14 protein-coding genes and 4 pseudogenes are annotated in these 19,585 nt (G+C 53.5%); 14 read left to right on the top strand and 4 right to left on the bottom strand.

Going from position 1 to position 19,585, the window contains the following annotated elements:
- Positions 1-76 precede the first annotated feature (76 nt).
- The 7 genes and pseudogenes from glf to JHX88_RS21770 all read left to right on the top strand — a co-directional run bounded on the left by glf (position 77) and on the right by JHX88_RS21770 (position 5,182).
- A complete protein-coding gene (gene glf, locus JHX88_RS21800; RefSeq protein WP_076529228.1) occupies positions 77-1,222 on the top strand; it encodes a UDP-galactopyranose mutase in 1,146 nt (381 codons plus the stop codon).
- Positions 1,223-1,396: 174 nt separating this feature from the next.
- Complete coding sequence (locus tag JHX88_RS21795; protein WP_076526938.1) at positions 1,397-2,092, top strand: sulfotransferase; 696 nt, start codon at positions 1,397-1,399, stop codon at positions 2,090-2,092.
- Positions 2,093-2,120: 28 nt separating this feature from the next.
- The gene (locus tag JHX88_RS21790) at positions 2,121-3,095 is read left to right on the top strand and encodes a hypothetical protein (RefSeq protein ID WP_076526937.1); all 975 of its coding nucleotides are present in this window, start codon (positions 2,121-2,123) and stop codon (positions 3,093-3,095) included.
- 93 nt (positions 3,096-3,188) lie between these two features.
- Entirely contained in the window at positions 3,189-4,250 is a 1,062-nt protein-coding gene (locus JHX88_RS21785) for a hypothetical protein (RefSeq protein WP_076526936.1), read from the top strand.
- Positions 4,251-4,429: 179 nt separating this feature from the next.
- A pseudogene (locus tag JHX88_RS21780) lies at positions 4,430-4,801 on the top strand (transposase); the annotation flags it as partial.
- Positions 4,777-4,908, top strand: a pseudogene (locus JHX88_RS21775) (transposase); the annotation flags it as partial. The pseudogenes JHX88_RS21780 and JHX88_RS21775, both read left to right, overlap by 25 nt.
- 28 nt (positions 4,909-4,936) lie before the next feature.
- A complete protein-coding gene (locus JHX88_RS21770; RefSeq protein ID WP_076526934.1) occupies positions 4,937-5,182 on the top strand; it encodes a hypothetical protein in 246 nt (81 codons plus the stop codon).
- Positions 5,183-5,213: 31 nt separating this feature from the next.
- On the opposite strand, the gene JHX88_RS21765 is transcribed toward JHX88_RS21770, so the two are convergent.
- The gene (locus JHX88_RS21765; RefSeq protein ID WP_076526933.1) at positions 5,214-6,113 is read right to left on the bottom strand and encodes a glycosyltransferase family 2 protein; all 900 of its coding nucleotides are present in this window, start codon (positions 6,111-6,113) and stop codon (positions 5,214-5,216) included.
- A gap of 10 nt (positions 6,114-6,123) precedes the next feature.
- The gene (locus tag JHX88_RS21760) at positions 6,124-7,746 is read right to left on the bottom strand and encodes a glycosyltransferase (RefSeq protein WP_076526932.1); all 1,623 of its coding nucleotides are present in this window, start codon (positions 7,744-7,746) and stop codon (positions 6,124-6,126) included.
- Between the two features lie 259 nt (positions 7,747-8,005).
- On the opposite strand from JHX88_RS21760, the pseudogene JHX88_RS22425 reads away from it, so the two are divergent.
- A pseudogene (locus JHX88_RS22425) lies at positions 8,006-8,305 on the top strand (transposase); the annotation flags it as partial.
- 240 nt (positions 8,306-8,545) lie between these two features.
- Here JHX88_RS22425 and JHX88_RS21750 read toward each other — a convergent pair.
- Positions 8,546-9,700: a hypothetical protein gene (locus JHX88_RS21750; RefSeq protein ID WP_272848300.1), complete on the bottom strand. Its 1,155-nt coding sequence runs from the start codon at positions 9,698-9,700 to the stop codon at positions 8,546-8,548.
- Between the two features lie 224 nt (positions 9,701-9,924).
- On the opposite strand from JHX88_RS21750, the gene JHX88_RS21745 reads away from it, so the two are divergent.
- Positions 9,925-10,158, top strand: coding sequence for a transposase (locus tag JHX88_RS21745; protein WP_272848299.1), 234 nt, complete (start codon positions 9,925-9,927; stop codon positions 10,156-10,158).
- 890 nt (positions 10,159-11,048) lie between these two features.
- Positions 11,049-11,493 (top strand): annotated as a pseudogene (locus JHX88_RS21740) (transposase); the annotation flags it as partial.
- Positions 11,494-11,495: 2 nt separating this feature from the next.
- On the opposite strand, the gene JHX88_RS21735 reads toward JHX88_RS21740, so the two are convergent.
- Entirely contained in the window at positions 11,496-13,700 is a 2,205-nt protein-coding gene (locus JHX88_RS21735) for a polysaccharide pyruvyl transferase family protein (protein WP_084203195.1), read from the bottom strand.
- A gap of 180 nt (positions 13,701-13,880) precedes the next feature.
- On the opposite strand from JHX88_RS21735, the gene JHX88_RS21730 reads away from it, so the two are divergent.
- The 4 genes from JHX88_RS21730 (at position 13,881) to JHX88_RS21715 (ending at position 19,538) form a co-directional block, all read left to right on the top strand.
- Positions 13,881-14,267 (top strand): hypothetical protein, encoded by a 387-nt coding sequence (locus JHX88_RS21730; protein ID WP_141225861.1) that lies wholly within the window; start codon positions 13,881-13,883, stop codon positions 14,265-14,267.
- 163 nt (positions 14,268-14,430) lie between these two features.
- Entirely contained in the window at positions 14,431-16,158 is a 1,728-nt protein-coding gene (locus JHX88_RS21725) for a type I secretion system permease/ATPase (protein WP_272848298.1), read from the top strand.
- Positions 16,155-17,474, top strand: a complete 1,320-nt coding sequence (locus JHX88_RS21720; RefSeq protein WP_076526929.1) for an HlyD family type I secretion periplasmic adaptor subunit — start codon at positions 16,155-16,157, stop codon at positions 17,472-17,474. Before JHX88_RS21725 ends, JHX88_RS21720 begins: the two co-directional genes overlap by 4 nt.
- A 3-nt stretch (positions 17,475-17,477) precedes the next feature.
- Complete coding sequence (locus JHX88_RS21715; RefSeq protein WP_076526928.1) at positions 17,478-19,538, top strand: autotransporter outer membrane beta-barrel domain-containing protein; 2,061 nt, start codon at positions 17,478-17,480, stop codon at positions 19,536-19,538.
- Positions 19,539-19,585: the final 47 nt, after the last annotated feature.

Here is a 19,585-nt window from a genome sequence, read left to right as displayed (position 1 = left end):
ATGTCAGTCTTGCTCTACGTGATATAGGAAGGTAGTTGACCGATCCTGGAAAAGACAGAAAGTTGAATAGAGCAGAATGCAGGTATTGTTGGTAGGGGCTGGGCTTTCCGGCGCGGTGATTGGTCGCAAGCTGGCCGAAGCGGGACATTCCTGTCGGATCATCGACAGCCGCGATCATGTTGGTGGGAACTGTTATACCGAGCGTGACGCTGAGACTGGCGTGATGATGCATGTCTACGGTCCTCATATCTTCCATACGGATGACGAAGAGGTGTGGAGTTATGTTAACAGCTTCACCGAATTCCTGCCCTTCCAGAACCGGGTGAAGGCGACGGCACAGGGGGGTGTCTATTCGCTGCCGATCAATCTTCTGACAATTAATCAGTTCTTCAACAAGACTTTGCGTCCTGATGAAGCGAAAGCCTTCATCGCGTCACAGGCTGATGCTGCCATAGTGGGTCCGCAAACCTTCGAGGAACAGGCGCTGCGCTTTGTCGGCCGCGACCTCTACGAGGCCTTTTTCAAAGGCTATACCGAGAAACAATGGGGCTGTTCGCCGAGTGAGCTTCCGGCCTCGATCCTCAAGCGTCTGCCAGTGCGCTTCAACTATGACGACAATTACTTCTTCCACCGCTTCCAGGGGATGCCACGTGATGGCTATACGCCGATGATTGAAGGGATCCTCGATCATCCCAGCATCACGGTCGAGTTATCGACCCCGTTTACGCCAGACATGACTGCCGAAGCCGATCATGTCTTCTGGTCGGGGCCCCTGGACGGGTTCTTCGGTTACGCACATGGGCGCTTGGGCTATCGCACGCTTGATTTTGAGCGTTTTACCTATCAGGGCGATTATCAAGGCTGTGCGGTGATGAACTATGGTGATCGTGACGTACCGTATACGCGCATCACCGAGCATAAGCATTTTTCGCCTTGGGAAACACATGAAGGCAGTGTTTGCTGTCGCGAATACAGCCGTGCGGCAGAACCCGGAGACATTCCCTATTACCCGATCCGCCTCGTCGAGGAGAAAGCCTTGCTGGGGGAGTATATTGCCAAGGCTGAGGCGACAGAAGGCGTGACCTTCGTGGGTCGCTTGGGCACCTATCGCTATCTCGACATGGATGTCACGATCCGAGAAGCGCTGGATACGGCAGATGCGTTCATGAACTGCCTCGCCAAAGGCAAAACCATGTCCGCCTTTATATCATCCCCAATGTGAGTAATGGATGAGATGATCTTCAGGCAAAATTCATTGTAACACCATGTACATACGGCGTTTTTATGTCTCGCAAGCAACCACGTGATATATTTACTACAGAAAAACATCCCTTGCGGCGCAAGATCAAGAACCGATACATGTCTCAGGATGTTGCCAGAATTTATGAAATTGGAAATGATGATGAACCAGACGCATCGCCTCGCTTCTGACTACCCCAACCTGAAAGGCTGTCTGTTTATCGTCACCTATGGTCGCTCCGGATCGACGCTGCTACAAAACCTTCTCATGACGATCCCTGGTTGCACCATTCGGGGAGAAAATTACAATACATTCCTGCCATTGTTTGATGCCGTTCAGCGGGCTCGGCGCACCAAGACCAAATGGCAGAAAGGGGGTAAGGCTCCCTTCCATCCCTGGTATGGTGCCGATGCTGTCGCCCCGAACAAATTTGCGGCGGATCTTCGAGATGCTTTCGTGCGTCATGTTCTTAACCCTCCTGAAGATGCGCGCTGGATCGGTTTTAAAGAAATCCGCTACAATGGCATGGGCGCGCGCATGCCGGACTTTCTCGATTTCATCCGCAACGACTTTCCGAATGCGCATATCGTGATGAGCTCACGTGACGGAACACAAGTTGCAAAATCGGGTTGGTGGCCCAATCATGATCCTGATCAAGTGCAGGCCATGGTGACTCATATGGATGCGATGTTCGAGGACTATCATTCCCGCCACCCAAGATGCACAAGTTTGGTTAATTTCGCCGATTTCAGCACCGATTCCTTGGCTCTCAAGCCGGTTTTCGATGCTATTGGTGAGCCGATTGATGCCGCAGAGATCCAAGCAGTTTTGGCCAATAAGCTCAGTCACTAAGTGCAGTTAATGGAGGATAGAACGGATCATGCGGACGCTTTTTCTACATATAGGTTCGCACAAGACTGGTACGACTTCGCTGCAACATGCATTACGTCGATATCTAGCCAAGGATAGCGATACCACCTTTATAGATTTGCGTAAGCCGAGCAGCAAACTGGTTCGCTCTCGCGGGAAACGCAGGGCTTTTCAGGCGCAAATCGACCTGGAAAGGGCTGAAACGATCTTTGCAGATGCGGTTTCTCTAGCTAGTCTAAATACAAAAAAATTTATCTGCTCGGATGAGGATTTTTTCTGGCTCAATGATCCAGTCACGGTGGCAAAATTTGCGGCGATAATCGAACGATACTTCACGCGGATTTATATTATCTGCTACCTACGTAGGCAGGACCAGTTGGCATTCGCCCATCGCAAACAAGTCATTGAGGGACATGCTGCTGCGCGGTTCTATGGGGCTAATGTAACAGCATTGCCGCGGTATCGCCCATATTACCAACGCTATTTCAACTATGCGCGTAAGTTGGAAACAATTTGGGCTCCGGCCTTCGGAAAGGATAACATTATCTTGCGGGTTTTTGAACGAGACTGCCTGATGAAGGGTGACATAGTCACCGATTTTTCTGAAACCACCGATATAGCATTCGAGCCGATAGGAAAAATTACGACGAACATATCAATGGGAGGTAATCAGACCTATCTCGGACTTAGGCTATTAGAGGCAGGGGTTGATGCATCACAACGTAGAAAGATAGTTGCGGCTTTGCCGCCGGAAGGTGAGTATTTACCGTCTCGGAGCGAAGCAATGACGTTCATGGAATATTTTTCCAAGGCAAATTCCCGTTTGGCGAGGCTCTGGGAGATTAATGATCAACCTATTGAATTCAATTGTAATTTCGGGATGTATCCTGAAACAGGTTCTGCGATGATCTGGGATTTCAAACCGGTTCAATCCAAACTGATAGACGTTCTCGATGAGGAGAAGCTGAAGAAGTTAGGATTATAGAGAGCAACAATTTGCAACCGGCAGTTCCCTACCGCTTGACGTCGTGCCTAGGCCAGCGCTAGACGGTCATGAAATTATCCGTTTGGCTCAGGCATGACTAAGCACATTTTTCTCCATATCGGTCACTACAAGACTGGCTCCTCCGCACTTCAGAGCTTTCTTAGCCAGAACGCATCCACAATGCGTGAGTACGGATTTCTCTATCCATCCGGCCTGCGGCCCAGAAATAATCCTACGAACCACGGCCAACTGTCTCTAAGTTTGGCACGAGAGTACGGATTTGCGGGACCTGCGTGGTACGGTGAAGCCATTTCTGCCGATGATGCGTATAGAGAACTACATGCAGAACTGAGCGAGGCGCCTGAAGACAAAGTGATTCTTTCGAGCGAGGAATTTGTTCAACTCGCCATGCGCGATGATCCGGATTTGGCAATCGCTAATCTAAAGGCACACCTTGCCACCTATCAGGTTACGATCCTGTTTTATATACGGGAACCGTTCTCGTTACTTAAGTCATGGTTTAATGAGCTGAACAAGGGGCCAGTTGCGACTCGGACCTTCCCAGTTTATTTTATGAAGCTCAATGATGATTTCTTAGCTCAGCAACCGATCTGGTCAGCCTTTGCACGGCATTTCGGACAGGAGAATATCAAGTTGTTGACCTACAAACATGTGGGCAGGGATCATATTGCAGAGTTTTTGCGGGTTGCCGGCTGCGACATGCCCCTGCCGGAAGAGCCTCCGAAGCTGGTTCAACAAGCTCAACCGGAAGAAATATTGGAATTCAGCCGATTAGCAAAGGATCGTAGGGGTAGTCTGGATGATTATACGATCAGCAGGATTGGCAACATTAGCAAGTTTATCAATAAAGTACAGCGTATTAATGAGCAGTTCAGCCAGATTGCGAACCTATCAGATGAGATCCGACCCAGCCAACTCAGTGCAGCAGCTATCATCGATTATTATGCGAGATTGTTGCGTCCGTTGCGGCCAACGGGAAATGTGAATCAGAAGGAAGCAAACAATTTGCGTAAGCTGGCGTTGAAAGCTGAAGATGTCGATTTAGGACTGGCGCGGGCATTGATGCAAGCGGCTCAAGTGATCAGACCAAATGGTGACTTCATAAATAAAAAACTCGCCGAGTATAACTCCTAGCAACTGTATCTGTCAGGTGATTTGAGCCGCCCAGGATTGGCGTGATTTGCACAGAGCATTCGCGATGGTCACGAGTTTACGGGCCACGGCGGTAATGATGACCTGACAGATACAGTTGCTAGGGTCCATCCCTATAAATTTCTATTGAATGGCAACACGTTGGATGATTCACGCTTGTCATGAGCAAAAGAGACAAGCGATATTTCTGGCTGAGCGCACAACAGATGCGGCGTATTCAACCTTTCTTTCCCAAAGTCCGAGGACGGGCCAGATCGGACGACTGCAAGGTTCTAAGTGGGATCATCTACGTCAAGCGATATGGGCTCCGATGGCAGGATGCGCCTGCAGTCTATGGCCCCTACAAGACCTTGTATAATCGGTTTGCCCGCTGGTCCCGGATGGGTGTTTTCGCGCGAATATTCCAGGAACTGGCTCGGCCTGGGAACCAAAGCGATACCCTGATGATCGACAGCACTTTCCTGAAGGCGCACCGCACGGCGGCCAGCCTTCGAAAAAAGGGGGTTCAGCCGCGTTACGGGAGCCGTGGTCGAACGGGCAGACCGAGGGTCAGATCAATCGCCTGAAGACGCTGAAACGCCAGATGTATGGCCGTGCGAATATCGAGTTGCTCAGGGCAAGGCTCATCGCAGTATCATGATCAGACGAGCCCCCAAGCTGCAACGAAATTGATTCAGACCCAATTTTGCACGCCGATTGACAACAATGGCAAGCTGGCGCTGCCCGAAAGCGTGTCGGCCCTGCCGATGTTCGCCGAACTGGTGGTCGAGGAACCCGTTTCTGCTGCGCCGTCTATGCAAGATAGTTCCGTTATTGATATTGTAGTCGGCGATGTCACGATCCGGGCAGATGCGTCTGCCGAGGAAGGTCGGCTGACACGCGTGATCCGTGCAGCACGGTTTGCCGTTCGATGATGTTCGGGCAGGTCAGCGTCTGTTGCTTTTTTCAAACGTTCTGGATTTTAGGCCGAAAGGCCATACCCCGCAGAATCGAACGGAAGATTTTCCAGCGCAATTTCCAGGGTATTCTTCCCTTTTTCATCTGTTGGTGCACGCTGTATATATAGGCTACAACTCCGGGAAATCCCTGTTCGCGTCTCCGGAAAGAGGTTTCATTGCGGGCACCATATTTAAACTTCCACAAGCTCTTGTCGTTGACGAGGCCGAAATTGACGCCGCGATTGTCCGGTGTGTCATGCGTGACCCGGCTTTCAGGGCAGAAGATACCGGGATAGGAGCGTGACAATCGGCGCGTATATTCGGCATCGTCAAACCAAATGAAGTAATCGGCGATCGGCAGACCGTGTTCTTTGACTGCCCAACGCGGGATCAGCACCGACACGAAGGAACAGGAATCCACCAGCGCCCAGGCTTTTCCCGGCCGGACAAAACGTGCCCAGTCCCAAACGGGATGCGGTGTGTTCATCTCGCACAGACTGCCATCTGTCCATTCGACGCGCGAGCAGGCAAAGCTGGGACGCCACTGATAGCTGTCCTCGAATTCAATAATTGCCTCCTGCAGTTTCTGCAGCGCGTCTGGTTCTGGATAGGCGTCGTCATCCGAGACCCAGATGTAGTGGGCGCCCTGCATATAGGCTGCTTTTATACCCTCATGGAAGCCGCCCGCGCCACCGACATTTTCTGGAAGGCGTAAATAGCGAATTACAGGCATGTCCTTGGCATACGCCTCGACCCGATCCTGAGTATCATCAGTAGAGGCATTGTCTACAATTAGGATTGTATCCAAAGACAAAGATTGCCGCTCCAATGCATCTAGGACCTTCATCAGCTTGGCCGATCGGTTGTACGTGACGATAACGGCGGTGGTATTGGTCAATACGGTCATGATTTGCTTATTATTCCTGCGAGGTTCCTGCCGCGGCGCGGTAATGAGTCATCAAAACGTCTTTAGCGGTTGGATCTGCGGCTAGTCTAGCCCAAGCTGCATGCAGTGCATCTTTCTGGTACGCAAGAAAATCTTTATTCCGCCATAATTTATCGATGATTTCAACACTCGTGTGAACTGCAGCGCGTGGGGAAAGGGGCAGAAGCAGATCTGTTGGAATGACCTCACTCTGTGATCCGACATTGGTCGAGATCGGAATACAGCCATGTTCAATCGCCTCATAGCAGACTAGAGCGAGTCCCTCGTTGTTCGAGGGCACGAGCAGGATATCTGAACGGCTCAGAAGCTCAGGGATATCGCAATCGGCGGGCTTCATGATGAACTTGTCATCAATCCTATAGCGCCGCATCAATTGCTTCATGGCACTGAGGAAGGGACCCTCCCCGACGATCGTACCGCGCAGGTCGACATTGGATTTTTGCGCCCAAGAGGCCAAGGCACGTAATATTTCGACCAGTACTATTGGGCGCTTTTGGTAATATAGCCGTCCGATGAAGCTGACATACAGGGTTTTCTGTGCTGTTTGCATGGTCATCGGAGGCAGGGACATGCGCATGTCCTTGCCCTCCAGCATCCGACCCAGAGTCACCTTGTTCAGTATTTGGAAGTGATCACGATAGTAATTGACCAATTCTCGGCTAATGACGTGATGGATATCGATATAATTTGACCATACGCCCGAAATTCTTGGGTAGCCACCATCTGCATATTCGATAATATGAGTGCTGTCGATCACCTTCACCCAAGGGGTCTTTGCCCGAATTTGCGGCAGAGCATCGTACAGGACGCGACAATGGTGAATGTGAAGCAATCGGATGTTCTCAGTCAACACCAGCTGTTCAACAAAGCGTGGCCACAGATGATCTGGCAGATAACGGTCGAGACGGATGAAGATGACATCCGGGCTGTCGGGAAGCATTGTTGCGAGGCGCTGTAATGAGGCAACTCCAGCTACAACAAAAACCCGCAATCCGGCCTCGAGCGCCCACCGAACCGAGTCGATAGCCAATTTTTCAGCGCCCCCCACCTCGAGCCAATGGGTGCCAATCAAAATTGCCGGACGTTTGCCGCTGTTTGGGTCTTGGGGCTGTGGTAGCAGCGAGGTTCCTTTGCCGAGAGGAAGGCTAGTGTGAGCATGCACGCGCCTTGCACGTCGTTTGCGGGCCATTTCGACCTTATAGCGAATTTCCTCGTAGAAAAGTGGGGTAATACCGTAGAGGGCTTTCAAGGGCTTGAATGGGTTCCAATCAGAATCCTGCAGTTTCATTTCACTCGGAAAAGGAGCTCGCGGCACCGAAACCATGATGGTGATAACTGGCGCGGCGTCATGTGCGCCTTGACACTCTACTCTTCCTAGAAACTCAGCACTCAGATGTTCCGGAGCAAGTGTCACCTCACCTTCGATTATAGAGGGTTCACCCCAGATCGGGTTATCACCTTCGTAGAAGAAGAAATTCAATCTCTGTGAAGGGAACAGAAGCCGGTAGATATCGATAATACGCGAGGTTTCGAGTTGTAGGCGGTCGATCGATTGTGGTGGAATGGGACCGAACAGGGTAGACGTGGTGCGCATATGTGGTTGCCTTGCTCTGATGCCGCATTATCGAGCGGGGGTGTAATGGAATATCTTTGAAAGGGAAAGCCGGACAAATGAAATCGTGTCAATGAACCGCGAATTTTTGCCATATGCCACGTGCGAATTGACTGTGAAGGGAGAAACGTTCTGTACGAGGTTCCAAGCTGTACAATCCGCATGCGCAGGTCATGCTGCTGTCGTGGAATTGCAGGAGTAGTGAGAGCGACGTTGTTGATGCTGCTGGACGCCGACTGGATTGTGCGGGCACAACCGACGGATACGCCACGGAGGGTGCCTGATCGATTACGCACCGTTTGGGCATTGGCGCGGCCAGACCTTCATCGGCGCCTTGCGCCATGACCGGCTGGACGCACCTTGGGTCATCGACGGGACGATGAACGGCGAGATGTTCGATCTCTATGTCGAACCCCAACTCGCGCCGACGCTGCAGACCGGCCATGTCGTCATCTTCGACAACCTGTCCAGTCATAAAAGCCCCGGCGCCGCTCGGCCCCTGCGCGACATCGGCGCATGGTTCCTGTTCCTGCCGCCTTACAGCCCAGATCTCAACCCGATCGAGATGGCCTTCTCAAAGCTGAAGGCGCTGATCAGGAAGCTGCCGCACGGACCTACGACGAACTTTGACAGGCTGTCGGGCAGGCCTGCGGTGGGTTCAGCGAAGAGGAATGCTACAACTTCTTCAAAGCCGCCGGATACAGAACCGAGTAAACGCGACACGCTCTTGAGTGGCACAAATGCCGTTAGGAGGAGCTACCCAACCGATCATCAAAGCCGGTCATTTAGTAAGTGCGCGATTGTATTTTTCGAGATATTCTCGGTGCCTATGGATATTTCCATCGTGTATTTCGATAAAAATGCCGCCTGCGGAAATGCCAGATTCAAATGCCTTGTTAATTGCGTCGTCATCGCATTGACGTATTTTAGGTTCACGGCACCCGATCGCGTATCTCTCAAGCTGATATGATGTTTTGCCACCATGCTTCAGCACCCATTGCATAATATTCGGATTTCCAGTGTGTTCGGTCAGTACCGTATTTGTAACAACGGCACGATTTCCGTAATCGTCTATGAAGTCTTTTAAAATTCGAGAAATTGTTTTGTTTTTCTCTGGAAAGGCGCAAGCTCCCTTCTTATTAACAGTGGGGAACCGATTTGACCCGCCGACAAAGGATATGCCGATATACTGATCTGGAAATGCTCTAGCGATCGCTAAATTCATGTCGGATATAGCTTGAACCACCCTATCTTCACTGTACCCGGCTTGCGCCCAATCAGCGCAAAGCTCTTTGCGGATCATATCCTTCCTAGTATCGTCATCTTTACCGATATCCCTGTCAAATGCCTTCGGTGGCATCAAGCGAGTTTCGCCCGAATGAACGACGAATGCGCCATTCTTAATTAACGCAACTGTTCTGTAGCGATGCGGTGTTTGGCGCAGATATTCCGCAAGGTGATTCATGAGTTCGAAGTAGGCATGTTCGAAGGTCGGATCCCAGGGAATCGGCATCAGTGGCTGAGAGAAATCGTCGCCACTCATCATTTCCATGCTCAGATGCGCAGCGCCTTCGTTGAACACCCAAGAAGGTGTATATTTCCCGGCCATTATGTTGATTGTAACATATTTTCCAGCTTCGTTGGCCTCATCAATCAAACTGCCTAGTTCAGTAAAATTATAAACATCTTTCTCTGGGTTTAAATGCGCCCATTTATAACGCAGATGCAGTGCGCTGATACGCTCATCGAAGTCGATGGAGCAGGAAGGTGGACGACAATCTGAGCTATAATGCAGCCTCTCCTGCCAGCGACCAGAGTGTAGGATGCTGCGCTCGACCGCGTAGTGGATGCCAGCGAGATCGATAGATCTCCAGCCATCTTCGGAGAACGCAACTGTCGGCAGGATGCACAGGATGAGGCGGAAGAGTATCGTCATCAGAGATCGCTTAGAGGGTTTGAAGGGCCGTCAGATGTGCTCTACGGTTTTGTGGCAAGTCGACATTTGACTTTATCATTGCTTTGAACATTCCTACAAGCGTGCAGTTGTGGAGAAATGATTTCGTGGCCATCCGGCTTTGCTGACGATACTTGATATTGATCAGCGCATTCTGAATACCGGAATTGCTCAACCAGCTCCCAACCGATGAGGACATCGGCTCCGTGACCGGTGACGGGGCTTATGATGCCCGCAAGGGCCACGATGCGATTGCGGATCGAGGGGCAGAGGCGATCATTCCACCGCGCAAGAATGCCAAACCCTGGAAGCCGACAACTGCCGGCGTGGGCGCCCGTAACGAAATCCTCCGGGCGGTCAAATATCTCGTCCTGCGATCTGGCGACGATGGAGCCAATATCACCGTCGAAGTCGTGTCGAGGCAAAGATGCATTGTGTAAAACGTCTGGGCCAGAGCCTCATGGCGCGAGAGCTCGCCCGGCAGGTCGCGGAGGTTCAGGTCCGCTGCGCCGTCCTGTACTGTTACACCACCCTCGGCAGGCCACCAACAACCTCGCCCGACTGCCCCGGCTGCTGGCAGCCTGACGAAGAGAACCGGCGTCAGGCAAACATCCCTCCGGCCTCGCAGGACCCGGCGTCGAACGCCGAAAGTCGCCGCGAAGGGAAACCGTTCCAGCACGCGGACTTCTTCAGCACCCTGTTAAACTTCATCGTGTCGTCGCAGGTTTTCTGTCTCTCTGTATTCGTGACTACGGTAGCGCGCATCATGGACCACATCACATTACGAGCAGCTTCTTGCTGAAAAAAAACTCCGCTGAAAAGGCAGGCTTGGTAGTCCCAATAGGTTTGTATAAGTGGGTTAGGTCTTCGAATTTCCAAAGAGGACAGGGGGTCGGAGAGGGTTAGGCACCCCCGGTTCCGCTTTCAGTGACTGAAATAGGTTTCATTTTCTTCATGATGCACTCCCCAGCACGGTAGGTAGATTGAGTCTGCTGAGCAAAATTACCTGTATTTGGCACACCCTTGGAGCGATACGATCCATGTACGGCCCCCCGTTATTTGCAGTCGATTTTAATTCTGCCATTTACCTCCTCGAACACGAGCGAGAAACCAAGCGCATGCAAAGAGTATGGGCCAATGTTGTGGTGATAGTGATTATTCTAGTGCTTCTCGTATTCGGAACCACCTATCTATCCTATAATCATAATCTTCTGGCGCTTATGGGCACTGCATTGTTCGGGTTTCTGATGGACCGAATAAACAGCTTGCATGTCAACTATATAGAGCGTCAGATCAATTTATTAATCTGTATCGAACAGAGAGGCAGTGTGAGCGTCCGATGTTCCCGGAACTGCTCAGCCAGACCCCACCCGATGAGGAAATCGGCTCCGTGACTGGTGACGGGGCTTATGATACCCGCAAATGCCATGACGCGATTGCGGATCGCTATGTCGAAGCCATTAACCCACCGCGCAAGAATGCCAAGCCATGGAAACCGACGACCGCTGGCGCGCGCCCGCAACGAAATCCTCCGGGCGGTCAAATATCTCGGCCCTGCGATCTGGAGACGATGGGGTCAGTATCACCGTCGAAGTCGCGTCGAGGCAAAGATGCATTGTGTAAAACGTTTGAGCCAGAGCCTCATGGCGCGAGAGTTCGACCGGCAGGTCGCGGAGGTTCAAATCCGCTGCGCAGTCCTGAACTGTTACACGGGACGTGATCCTGTCAGGTATGATCCGGATGGATATATACGTATGTGTACCGCTCAAAATTGATTCTATAATTGAGTATCCCAGAGTGTATTCTTGACATGGTGCATATTTCGGAGCCGACGAAAGACGGTGTCATGTGCATGAATACGACTAAACAGTTCTGAAAGAATCACGGAAACTATATGTTCTTTGCCTGCTATGGTTGAAAGTCGTTTTTGCATATAATACATCATATCTCCGCCACCTATCCCAAAAGCGAAGACACCGTCAAATAATTGATTTTGCGACATAACAGCACGATAGTCATGTGTTCTTCCACGTATGCCAATAGCCCAGTTTTCTGTTTCATATAGCTTCACCGTGTTTACAAGGGTGACGCCTATCATGGCCAGGGCACGGTCTGCAGGATCTTGTGCATGATCGGCAAATGTGTCGCATGCTGAGACAAGCCACCTACTGTCTAGTTCGCGCCGTAGAAAATCATTTTCTTCGCTCCAGATTGCCTGGAAACATTCATAAGCTTGTGTTGATTCTATTCCACGCCGCATCAAGCAAATAAGTGCCGCGTGATAGAAGAGCAGTTCTGATTTTGTGGAAAATTCTTCCCGCAGCGTTGCGAGATGTGATGAGATGTCCTTGGCCTTGGTGGGGCGTGGAACAGCAGGGGATATACCCGGCACAATGCGAAGCTTCATCGCAGCTATATCCCCTCCGCAGATCCGGTGCAGATCCTGCAGCCCCATGATCGGATGCTCTGGATCTGCAGGACGTGGAGCGCCTGCCTTTGCGAAGATCTCAAGGGGAAATCGGTTAATTTCGTCCCTTAATGCCGGACGAGCTCGCTCGATCTTTCCGGGAAAGCTGCCCATCATCTGGATGAGGCTGGGTAAAACCGCATGGTCGCCGGCGTGATAGGCTGAGACCAACTCCTCGAACAACACACGCGGCGTCGGTTCTTTCCCAAGATCACCATTCGTAGATTTGGTGTAAATGAAGTCTTCAACCTGCTTGATAGTGTTCGCGCAGTACGGCGCAATATGGTCTGTGGCTGAAATCTTGCGGCCTGGCGGGATGTGAAGGCTATGGGGAAGCGTCGCGGGTAGTCCTTTCTGGACATCTGCAAAATAGCCTGTTGCGCAATGCAGTCTCTCTTTGATCGGTTGCAGCGCATTTCGAAGAACTGCATTGGCGGTACTCGGATCGCCCAGGATCCTTGATGCGTCCTCTGCGATGGCGCTACGATCATCAAAGGCCCGAACGGGAGCTATACCTCCCAGCATTGCCGATAGCCCCTCATTCTTATAGGAATTGCCTGGTAGTTGAATCGCGGGTGTGCCGGCGGCTAGCGCCATGATCGTCATGTGGTAGCGGCCGCTGAGAATGAAACGGCATTGTTGCAAGGCGTAAGCTGCTGCTGTGTAGGAAACGCTCGACGGGATGTACGTAAATCCGTCGTTACCCCAATATCGTTGCGCAAGTTCAAACAGCGCTTTGTCCGCAGGAGTTGATACTGTCACAAGCGGCATCAGGCCAGTTTCTCGCTTAAGAAGGTCAGCAGCTGCGAAAATTTCTTCATGAGTATCGTGTCCAGTCCAGGCAGTGCCAGTGACTGCAAAATGTCGCCCCGCCTGGATGTTCAGTGATGTTGATCGTGGACGTGTCAAAAACGCAGCGTCTGGTATATGGCTTACCTCTCGAAGTCCGGCCTTCTGCGCCGCGTCGAACGAGATATTCTCGCGCACTGCTACCAGATCGAAGCTGTTGAAGGCCGCAGCCATCACGGGATTGAAGGTCTCATCACAGGAATAAATGGTCTGATTGAGCGACAGGACCGGCTTTTTCCAAGCATGCTTGGCTACAAAAGGCAAAAGCAGCAACCTCGCGCCACGCACAAAATCCGTTCCCGCCATCGTGCCCTCAGCCTGAAAGATGACGAGGTCAGCATTTTGCGTCTGGCTCGCATATTTGCCGTATCGCTCAAGGACCAGCCGTTCGAGATAATCGAGCGCCTTGCCGGCTGTACGTTCGCAATGACTTACATCCAGCATTGCGGCATGAATATCTTGTATACGTTCCTGTCCAAATTGCCAGTCTACCTCATGACGAGGAAGCAACGGGATAAGTGAAAGTTTGGGCAACTTCTCAAGTTCGAGGCCTCCGTTCAGAAGACTGATCAAGCCCCAGCTCGTTGCCTGGCAGCCCCAATTCTTGCGAAACCCCGTGAAGTTAATGATTGCAACTTTTCCTGCGCGATAAGTAGTCGTGCTCATTTTCTATCCTTCATGGTGACGCCGAAGAAGCGAATGCCTCGGCACTTCACGCGATCAGTCTATAATGCTTACATTAAAAACAAAAAACGATTGACTCTACTTTCTTGGCGAGAGAAAGTTGAGGTGCCCTAATTCATTGAATTAGGCTTAAATGAACGTATCAATAAGAGGTATGAACCAATGCTTGGTGGACTTCTCTCACCTGTAAGCGGACTTTTGGGCTCCATCGTTGGTGGTGTCTCGGGGGTTTATGACGGAGTTCAGGACGTGGCTGAAGGCCTGGCTCCCGGCTCGATGCACGGAAAAACACTGACGGGCAATTTGCTCGGTGATAACGGCGTTGTTGACGATCTGCTTGGAAATGCTGGCGAACTCGACATCACTGGTGCCGTGTCGGACGTTTATTCCGATCTGATCGGTCCTGGTGGTGCTGTGAACAACCTTGGCGAAGGCGGCGGCTTGGGTGTCGAAGGACTGCTGGGCAATACGCTTGGTTTAGCCGACGGCCTCCTTGGCACTGCGGATGGCCTGACTGATGGATTGCCGGATCTTGGCGGCCTACTTTAAGGCGAGTTGGTCCATATGAACACCAAAGGGTCCGGACAATATAATTATGTTCGGGCCTTTTAATTTGTACACTGAATACGGAGTGAATTGTATTCAGTGTACAAATTTGTGATGTGTATAACGATAAGTATCCCGGCATTATGTCGTGTTTTGGAATAGCCATATGTCCGCGATCGAGGCCCACCAAATGCAAGCGGCAGGCGATGATCTGCCAAACAGTTACATCTCCGATGCGCTGAAATCGTTGCGCGTGTATTTTGCATTCGCGGGCATCTTTTCCTGCGCGATCAATTTGCTTTATCTGAGTTCACCGCTCTACCTGATGCAGGTCTATAATCGCGTCTTGGTCAGCCAAAGCATTCCGACGCTGGCCATGCTGACCCTTATCCTGGTGCTGGCCCTCAGTGTGATGGGATTGCTGGATGCGCTGCGCGGTAGGCTACTGGTTCGCTGCTCGGTTCTTCTGGATGACAAGCTGGCCGGCCCGGTCTTTGGGGCATTGGTGCGAAAATCGGCCAAGCAGGGCATGTCCTCCAGCGCTCAGACATTACGCGAGCTGGATGAATTTCGTGCCTTCATCACGGGTCCGGGCATTCATTTCGCCTTCGACCTGCCGTGGATTCCGATCTATCTGGGGCTGCTTTACCTGATTCACCCGGTCCTGGGCCTTGTCGCCACGGTTGGCTCGGCGCTTCTTCTGCTTTTGGTTTTCGTCAACGAGAGACTGACCAAGATCGCGCTCGAAACCGCACAATCCTCATCTCGACGCGCGTTTGTCTTTACCGAAAACATCATGCAGCATGCCGATGTCATTCATGCGATGGGAATGCTATCGTCGGTAGAGCGCCACTGGCAGGGCAATCGGGCAAATATGCTGGCGCAGCAATCACTGGCCAGCGACCGCAATGCAGCCGTGACCGCCAGCATCCGCTTTGCGCGCCTGCTTTTGCAATCGTTGCTTCTGGGGACTGGTGCCTGGCTTGCCATCGATGGCACCATCATGCCGGTGACTATCTTCGCCGCCAGCATCATCATGGGGCGCGCACTGGTTCCCGTCGAGCAATCGGTGGGAGCGTGGAAGCATGCTGTCGCCGCAAGATCGGCCTATCATCGTGTCGCTGCATTGCTGAAGGAGAACCCCGATCTCGAAATCCGCACGATCGTTCCCAGTGACGTGACCGCGCTGGAAGTCGAAGGCCTGTCCTACCGCGTTGCGAACCGGAAGAAACCGGTCCTGGATAACCTGTCCTTCAACATCAATTCCGGCGAGGTTCTGGGGGTTGTTGGTCCGAGTGGTTCCGGCAAGAGCACATTGGCGCGGTTGCTCATCGGCGCGCTGTCGCCATCGGATGGGCGTCTGCGCTTCGGCGGTATCAATTATGAACATTGGGACCGCGCGGAATTCGGGCGCATTGTCGGCTATCTGCCGCAGGATGTCGGGCTGTTCGCAGGAACCGTCCGCGAGAACATCGCACGTTTCCAGGATGTTCCGATCGAGCAGGTCGTTGAATCGGCCAAGCTGGCCGGAATCCATGACCTGATCCTCGATCTACCCAAGCAATATGACACCTTGCTGGGCCCGGGCGGGCTGGGCCTGTCAGGCGGCCAGCGTCAGCGTCTTGGCCTCGCCCGCGCGCTTCTGGGCAAGCCGCGATTGCTCGTGCTGGACGAACCGAATGCGCATCTGGATATCACTGGTGAACGCGCGCTCAGCGAAGCACTCTTTGTAATGAAGGCGCAGGGCAGCACGATCGTCGTCATCACCCATCAGCCGGCAGTTCTGGAAACGGTGGATACCATCCTGTCACTCGATGGCGGGCGCATCAGACGATTGGGCCCCCCCGAGGAAATGCTGGCCGGTGCCCTGGAAAAGTTGGGGGAGAGTGCATGAGCAATCTCGTCGCCCCCCCGAAGCTGGCCGATTACCGCAATCCGTTGCGCCCAGCACTTTGGGGGTTTGGCGTTGTGGCTGCCTTTCTGTTGGCCGTGTTGGTCTGGGGCAACTCTGCTCCGCTGGCCAGTTCGGCCCTGGCTGAGGGCAGTCTCCAAGTGATGGCCCAGCGCCAATCCGTCCAGCATCCGCATGGTGGTGTGATCACGCAACTGCATGTTGCCGAAGGTCAGACGGTGTCCCGTGGCGCATTGCTGATCGAGCTGGATGAAACCGAAGCGCGCGCGTCACGCAACATCGCCCAAGCCGAAGTGATTGCGCTACAGGCCCAGCAAGCACGGTTGGAATGCGAGCGAGACAAGAGCGACCCGATTACCTGCCTCGACAAACTGTCCGCCGAGAAGAGCGATCAGCCGGAAGTGGCCGAAGCTATCGCGAATGAAGATGCACTGTTGCAGGCACGGGCCCGCAAATTCCAGACGGAAACCGACATGCTCACCTCTCGCGTATCGCAGCTGCACGAACAGATCAGCGGTCTCGAGGCACAGCTGCAGGGACTTTCGCAGCAGCGTAGCCTGCTGGAAGAGGAGCTGGCCACCTCGCGCAAGCTGCAGGCATCGGGACTGACATCGCGCAACCGCACCATGGAACTGGAGCGGGCAGTCGCCAATGTGATGGGCGATGAAGGCGCGCGCCTTGCCGAGATCGCCAGCGCCAAGCAGGAGATTTCCGAGGCGCAGCTTGCCGTCGCACGATTGGAAGATGAACGGGTCAGTGAAATCACCGACCAGTTGCGCAGCACCCGCTCTGCGTTGGCCGAGGCGCAACCCCGGCTCGATGCTGCCTATTTTGTCGAGGAGCGTAGCCGGATCCGTGCGCCGGTCAGTGGCCAGATCGTCGGCCTCTCGGTGTTTACCGAGGGCGGGGTCATTCAACCAGGGCAGAAACTCATGGATATTGTGCCCGACGACAATCCGATCATTGTCGAGGCGCGCCTGCCCCTATCGGATATCAACGGCATCGCTGTAGGAGACATGACCGATATCCGTCTGACTGGTGTGCCGCGCAAGCAGCGACCCGAATTGCAAGGCGAAATTCTCAGCATTTCAGCCGATAAGGTAACCGATAGCCAATCAGGCACCAGTTATTTCTCTATTCGGGTGGGGCTGAAGACCGAAGATATCGCACAGGCTGAAGTTCCGTTGCGACCGGGAATGCCCGCCGAAGTCGTGATCCCCAGGGGGTCACGCACTGTGGTAAGCTATTTGCTCGGCCCATTACTGGATGAAATCACCCATGCCTTTCGAGAGGAATAGATCATGGCGAATGATGACATGAAAGCACGTCCCGAAGCTCGCAAGCGCATGGAAATTCGAAACCCCAACGGGCAAACCACTGGGACCTCGGCCGAGGCTGGCCTGGTAACCCTGGCCGCCGGTGCGGTCGGCCTTGGCATGACCCTGCTGCAGCAAAGCGAGGCCGAGGCCGCAACGGCTCAGGCCGGCGCAGCCCCTGATCCGGATATGGATGAGGCCAAGGATCAGGATCTGGCCGAGGATACGCCCCCCCCTCCCCCGGCAGAAAACGTGGAGCTGCCCATACAGAACGTGACGGCTGCCAATGTCGAGGTTGTACAAGGCCCAGAGATTGAGGTCTCCGCGACGGACATTCCGGTCGAAACGGAGATGGCGGCAATCGAAACCTCGCCTGAAGACATGACCCCATCTGCCGGGGCAGGGGGGGGAGGGCATGTCCAATTAGCCTCGGCCAATCCGATCGCCAGCCTGTCTATCAGTAAAGACGGAGAGACAAACACTTCCCATGATGGAGATGGCCAGGCGCCGATAACAGCCGTCCCCGATATCACACCAACTGATCCTGCAGATATCATGGACTCTGAGCCCGAGGACGATGCGCCAGATACCGCACAGAACGGCGAAGAGTCGCCCGAGGCAACAAGTCAGCCTTCCTCCCCGGATGATGTTGCAGACGGTTCCGAAACACCACACAGCCCTGAAGGCGACGTGACCGAGCCCGCAGAGGATACCGTAGCGGATACAGTCGACACCATCACTGATCCTTTGACCGGTGATGACGGTGTATTGGATGGCGTTGGAGAGGTCGTAGGGGGAACTGTGGAAGTTGTTACCGATCTGGCCAACGATCTCCTGGGAGAAGATGGTGTAGTGGATCAAGTCGTCGACAGCGTCGGAGAAACGGTGGAAACGGTCACCGATACTGTTGTCACAGTCGTGGATGCTGTCGTCGGGACAGATGGCCTGCTGGGGGGGGTTACCGATGCGGTCGGTGGTCTTGTTGGGGGCGTAGACGATGTAGCCGGAGATATCGTAGAGGTGGTCGCTGACACTGTCGACACGACTGTCGATGCCGTATCAACAACGCTAACCGATGTTACGGATGCCGTGCTGGGTGATGACGGGCTGCTGGAGGGCGTTACCGACACGGTTGGCGATACGGTCGAGACAGTCTCCGATACCGTAACCAATGTCGTTGACGGCCTTATCGGTCAGGAAGGGCTGTTGGGCGGATTGACCAATACGGTCGGGAACCTTGCCGGTGCATTGTCCGGCGATGGTGATGAAGGGGCGACGGCAACCGATACCGTCGACACGGTCGCAGATACCGCATCCGCGCCCCTGGCCAATGCTACGGACGCCGTACTGGGCGATGACGGGGTGTTGGAGGGCGTTACCGACACGGTTGGCGATACGGTCGAGACAGTCTCCGATACCGTAACCAATGTCGTTGACGGCCTTATCGGTCAGGAAGGGCTGTTGGGCGGATTGACCAATACGGTCGAGAACCTTGCCGGTGCATTGTCTGGCGATGGTGATGAAGGGGCGACGGCAACCGATACCGTCGACACGGTCGCAGATACCGCATCCGCGCCCCTGGCCAACGCTACGGACGCCGTACTGGGCGATGACGGGGTGTTGGAGGGCGTTACCGATACGGTTGGCGATACGGTCGAGACAGTCTCCGACACTGTGGCCAATGTCGCTGACGGTCTCACCGGTCAGGACGGCCTTCTGGGTGGTCTGACCGACACCGTCGGAAGCCTCGTTGGAGGCACTTCGAGTGGTGACGAAGAAACGACGGTCGCCGATACCGTCGAAACGGCTGTCGATACGGTGTCCACGACTCAGGCGGATACTTCGCAAACCGCAATCGCGGCAGAAACGGAGAGCAGCGAGGGTCCGGATATCTTCGCCGCAATCGGCCAGACGCTGGAAGGGAGCGATGGGTTGCTTGGAACCTTGATCCCCAATGTCACATTCATAGGGCAACCGGTCACGGATGACGATTCCGGTCCGCATACCGATGATGCAAACGGCTCGCTGCTGCATGGCCTGATTTAGGTGGCCGGAAAACATCATGGTATCAGCATAGCCCTATCTTCTATGTG

It is taken from the genome of Paracoccus saliphilus (genome assembly GCF_028553805.1).
In the GTDB taxonomy this organism is placed as follows: domain Bacteria; phylum Pseudomonadota; class Alphaproteobacteria; order Rhodobacterales; family Rhodobacteraceae; genus Paracoccus; species Paracoccus saliphilus.
This window is presented reverse-complemented; position numbering and strand designations above follow the sequence as displayed.

Coding starts and splice junctions, on each gene's coding strand:
- glf (WP_076529228.1), top strand. CDS start 77: ATGCAGGTATTGTTGGTAGGGGCTGGGCTTTCCGGCGCGGTGATTGGT.
- JHX88_RS21795 (WP_076526938.1), top strand. CDS start 1,397: ATGATGATGAACCAGACGCATCGCCTCGCTTCTGACTACCCCAACCTG.
- JHX88_RS21790 (WP_076526937.1), top strand. CDS start 2,121: ATGCGGACGCTTTTTCTACATATAGGTTCGCACAAGACTGGTACGACT.
- JHX88_RS21785 (WP_076526936.1), top strand. CDS start 3,189: ATGACTAAGCACATTTTTCTCCATATCGGTCACTACAAGACTGGCTCC.
- JHX88_RS21765 (WP_076526933.1), bottom strand. CDS start 6,113: ATGACCGTATTGACCAATACCACCGCCGTTATCGTCACGTACAACCGA.
- JHX88_RS21760 (WP_076526932.1), bottom strand. CDS start 7,746: ATGCGCACCACGTCTACCCTGTTCGGTCCCATTCCACCACAATCGATC.
- JHX88_RS21750 (WP_272848300.1), bottom strand. CDS start 9,700: ATGACGATACTCTTCCGCCTCATCCTGTGCATCCTGCCGACAGTTGCG.
- JHX88_RS21735 (WP_084203195.1), bottom strand. CDS start 13,700: ATGAGCACGACTACTTATCGCGCAGGAAAAGTTGCAATCATTAACTTC.
- JHX88_RS21730 (WP_141225861.1), top strand. CDS start 13,881: ATGCTTGGTGGACTTCTCTCACCTGTAAGCGGACTTTTGGGCTCCATC.
- JHX88_RS21725 (WP_272848298.1), top strand. CDS start 14,431: ATGTCCGCGATCGAGGCCCACCAAATGCAAGCGGCAGGCGATGATCTG.
- JHX88_RS21720 (WP_076526929.1), top strand. CDS start 16,155: ATGAGCAATCTCGTCGCCCCCCCGAAGCTGGCCGATTACCGCAATCCG.
- JHX88_RS21715 (WP_076526928.1), top strand. CDS start 17,478: ATGGCGAATGATGACATGAAAGCACGTCCCGAAGCTCGCAAGCGCATG.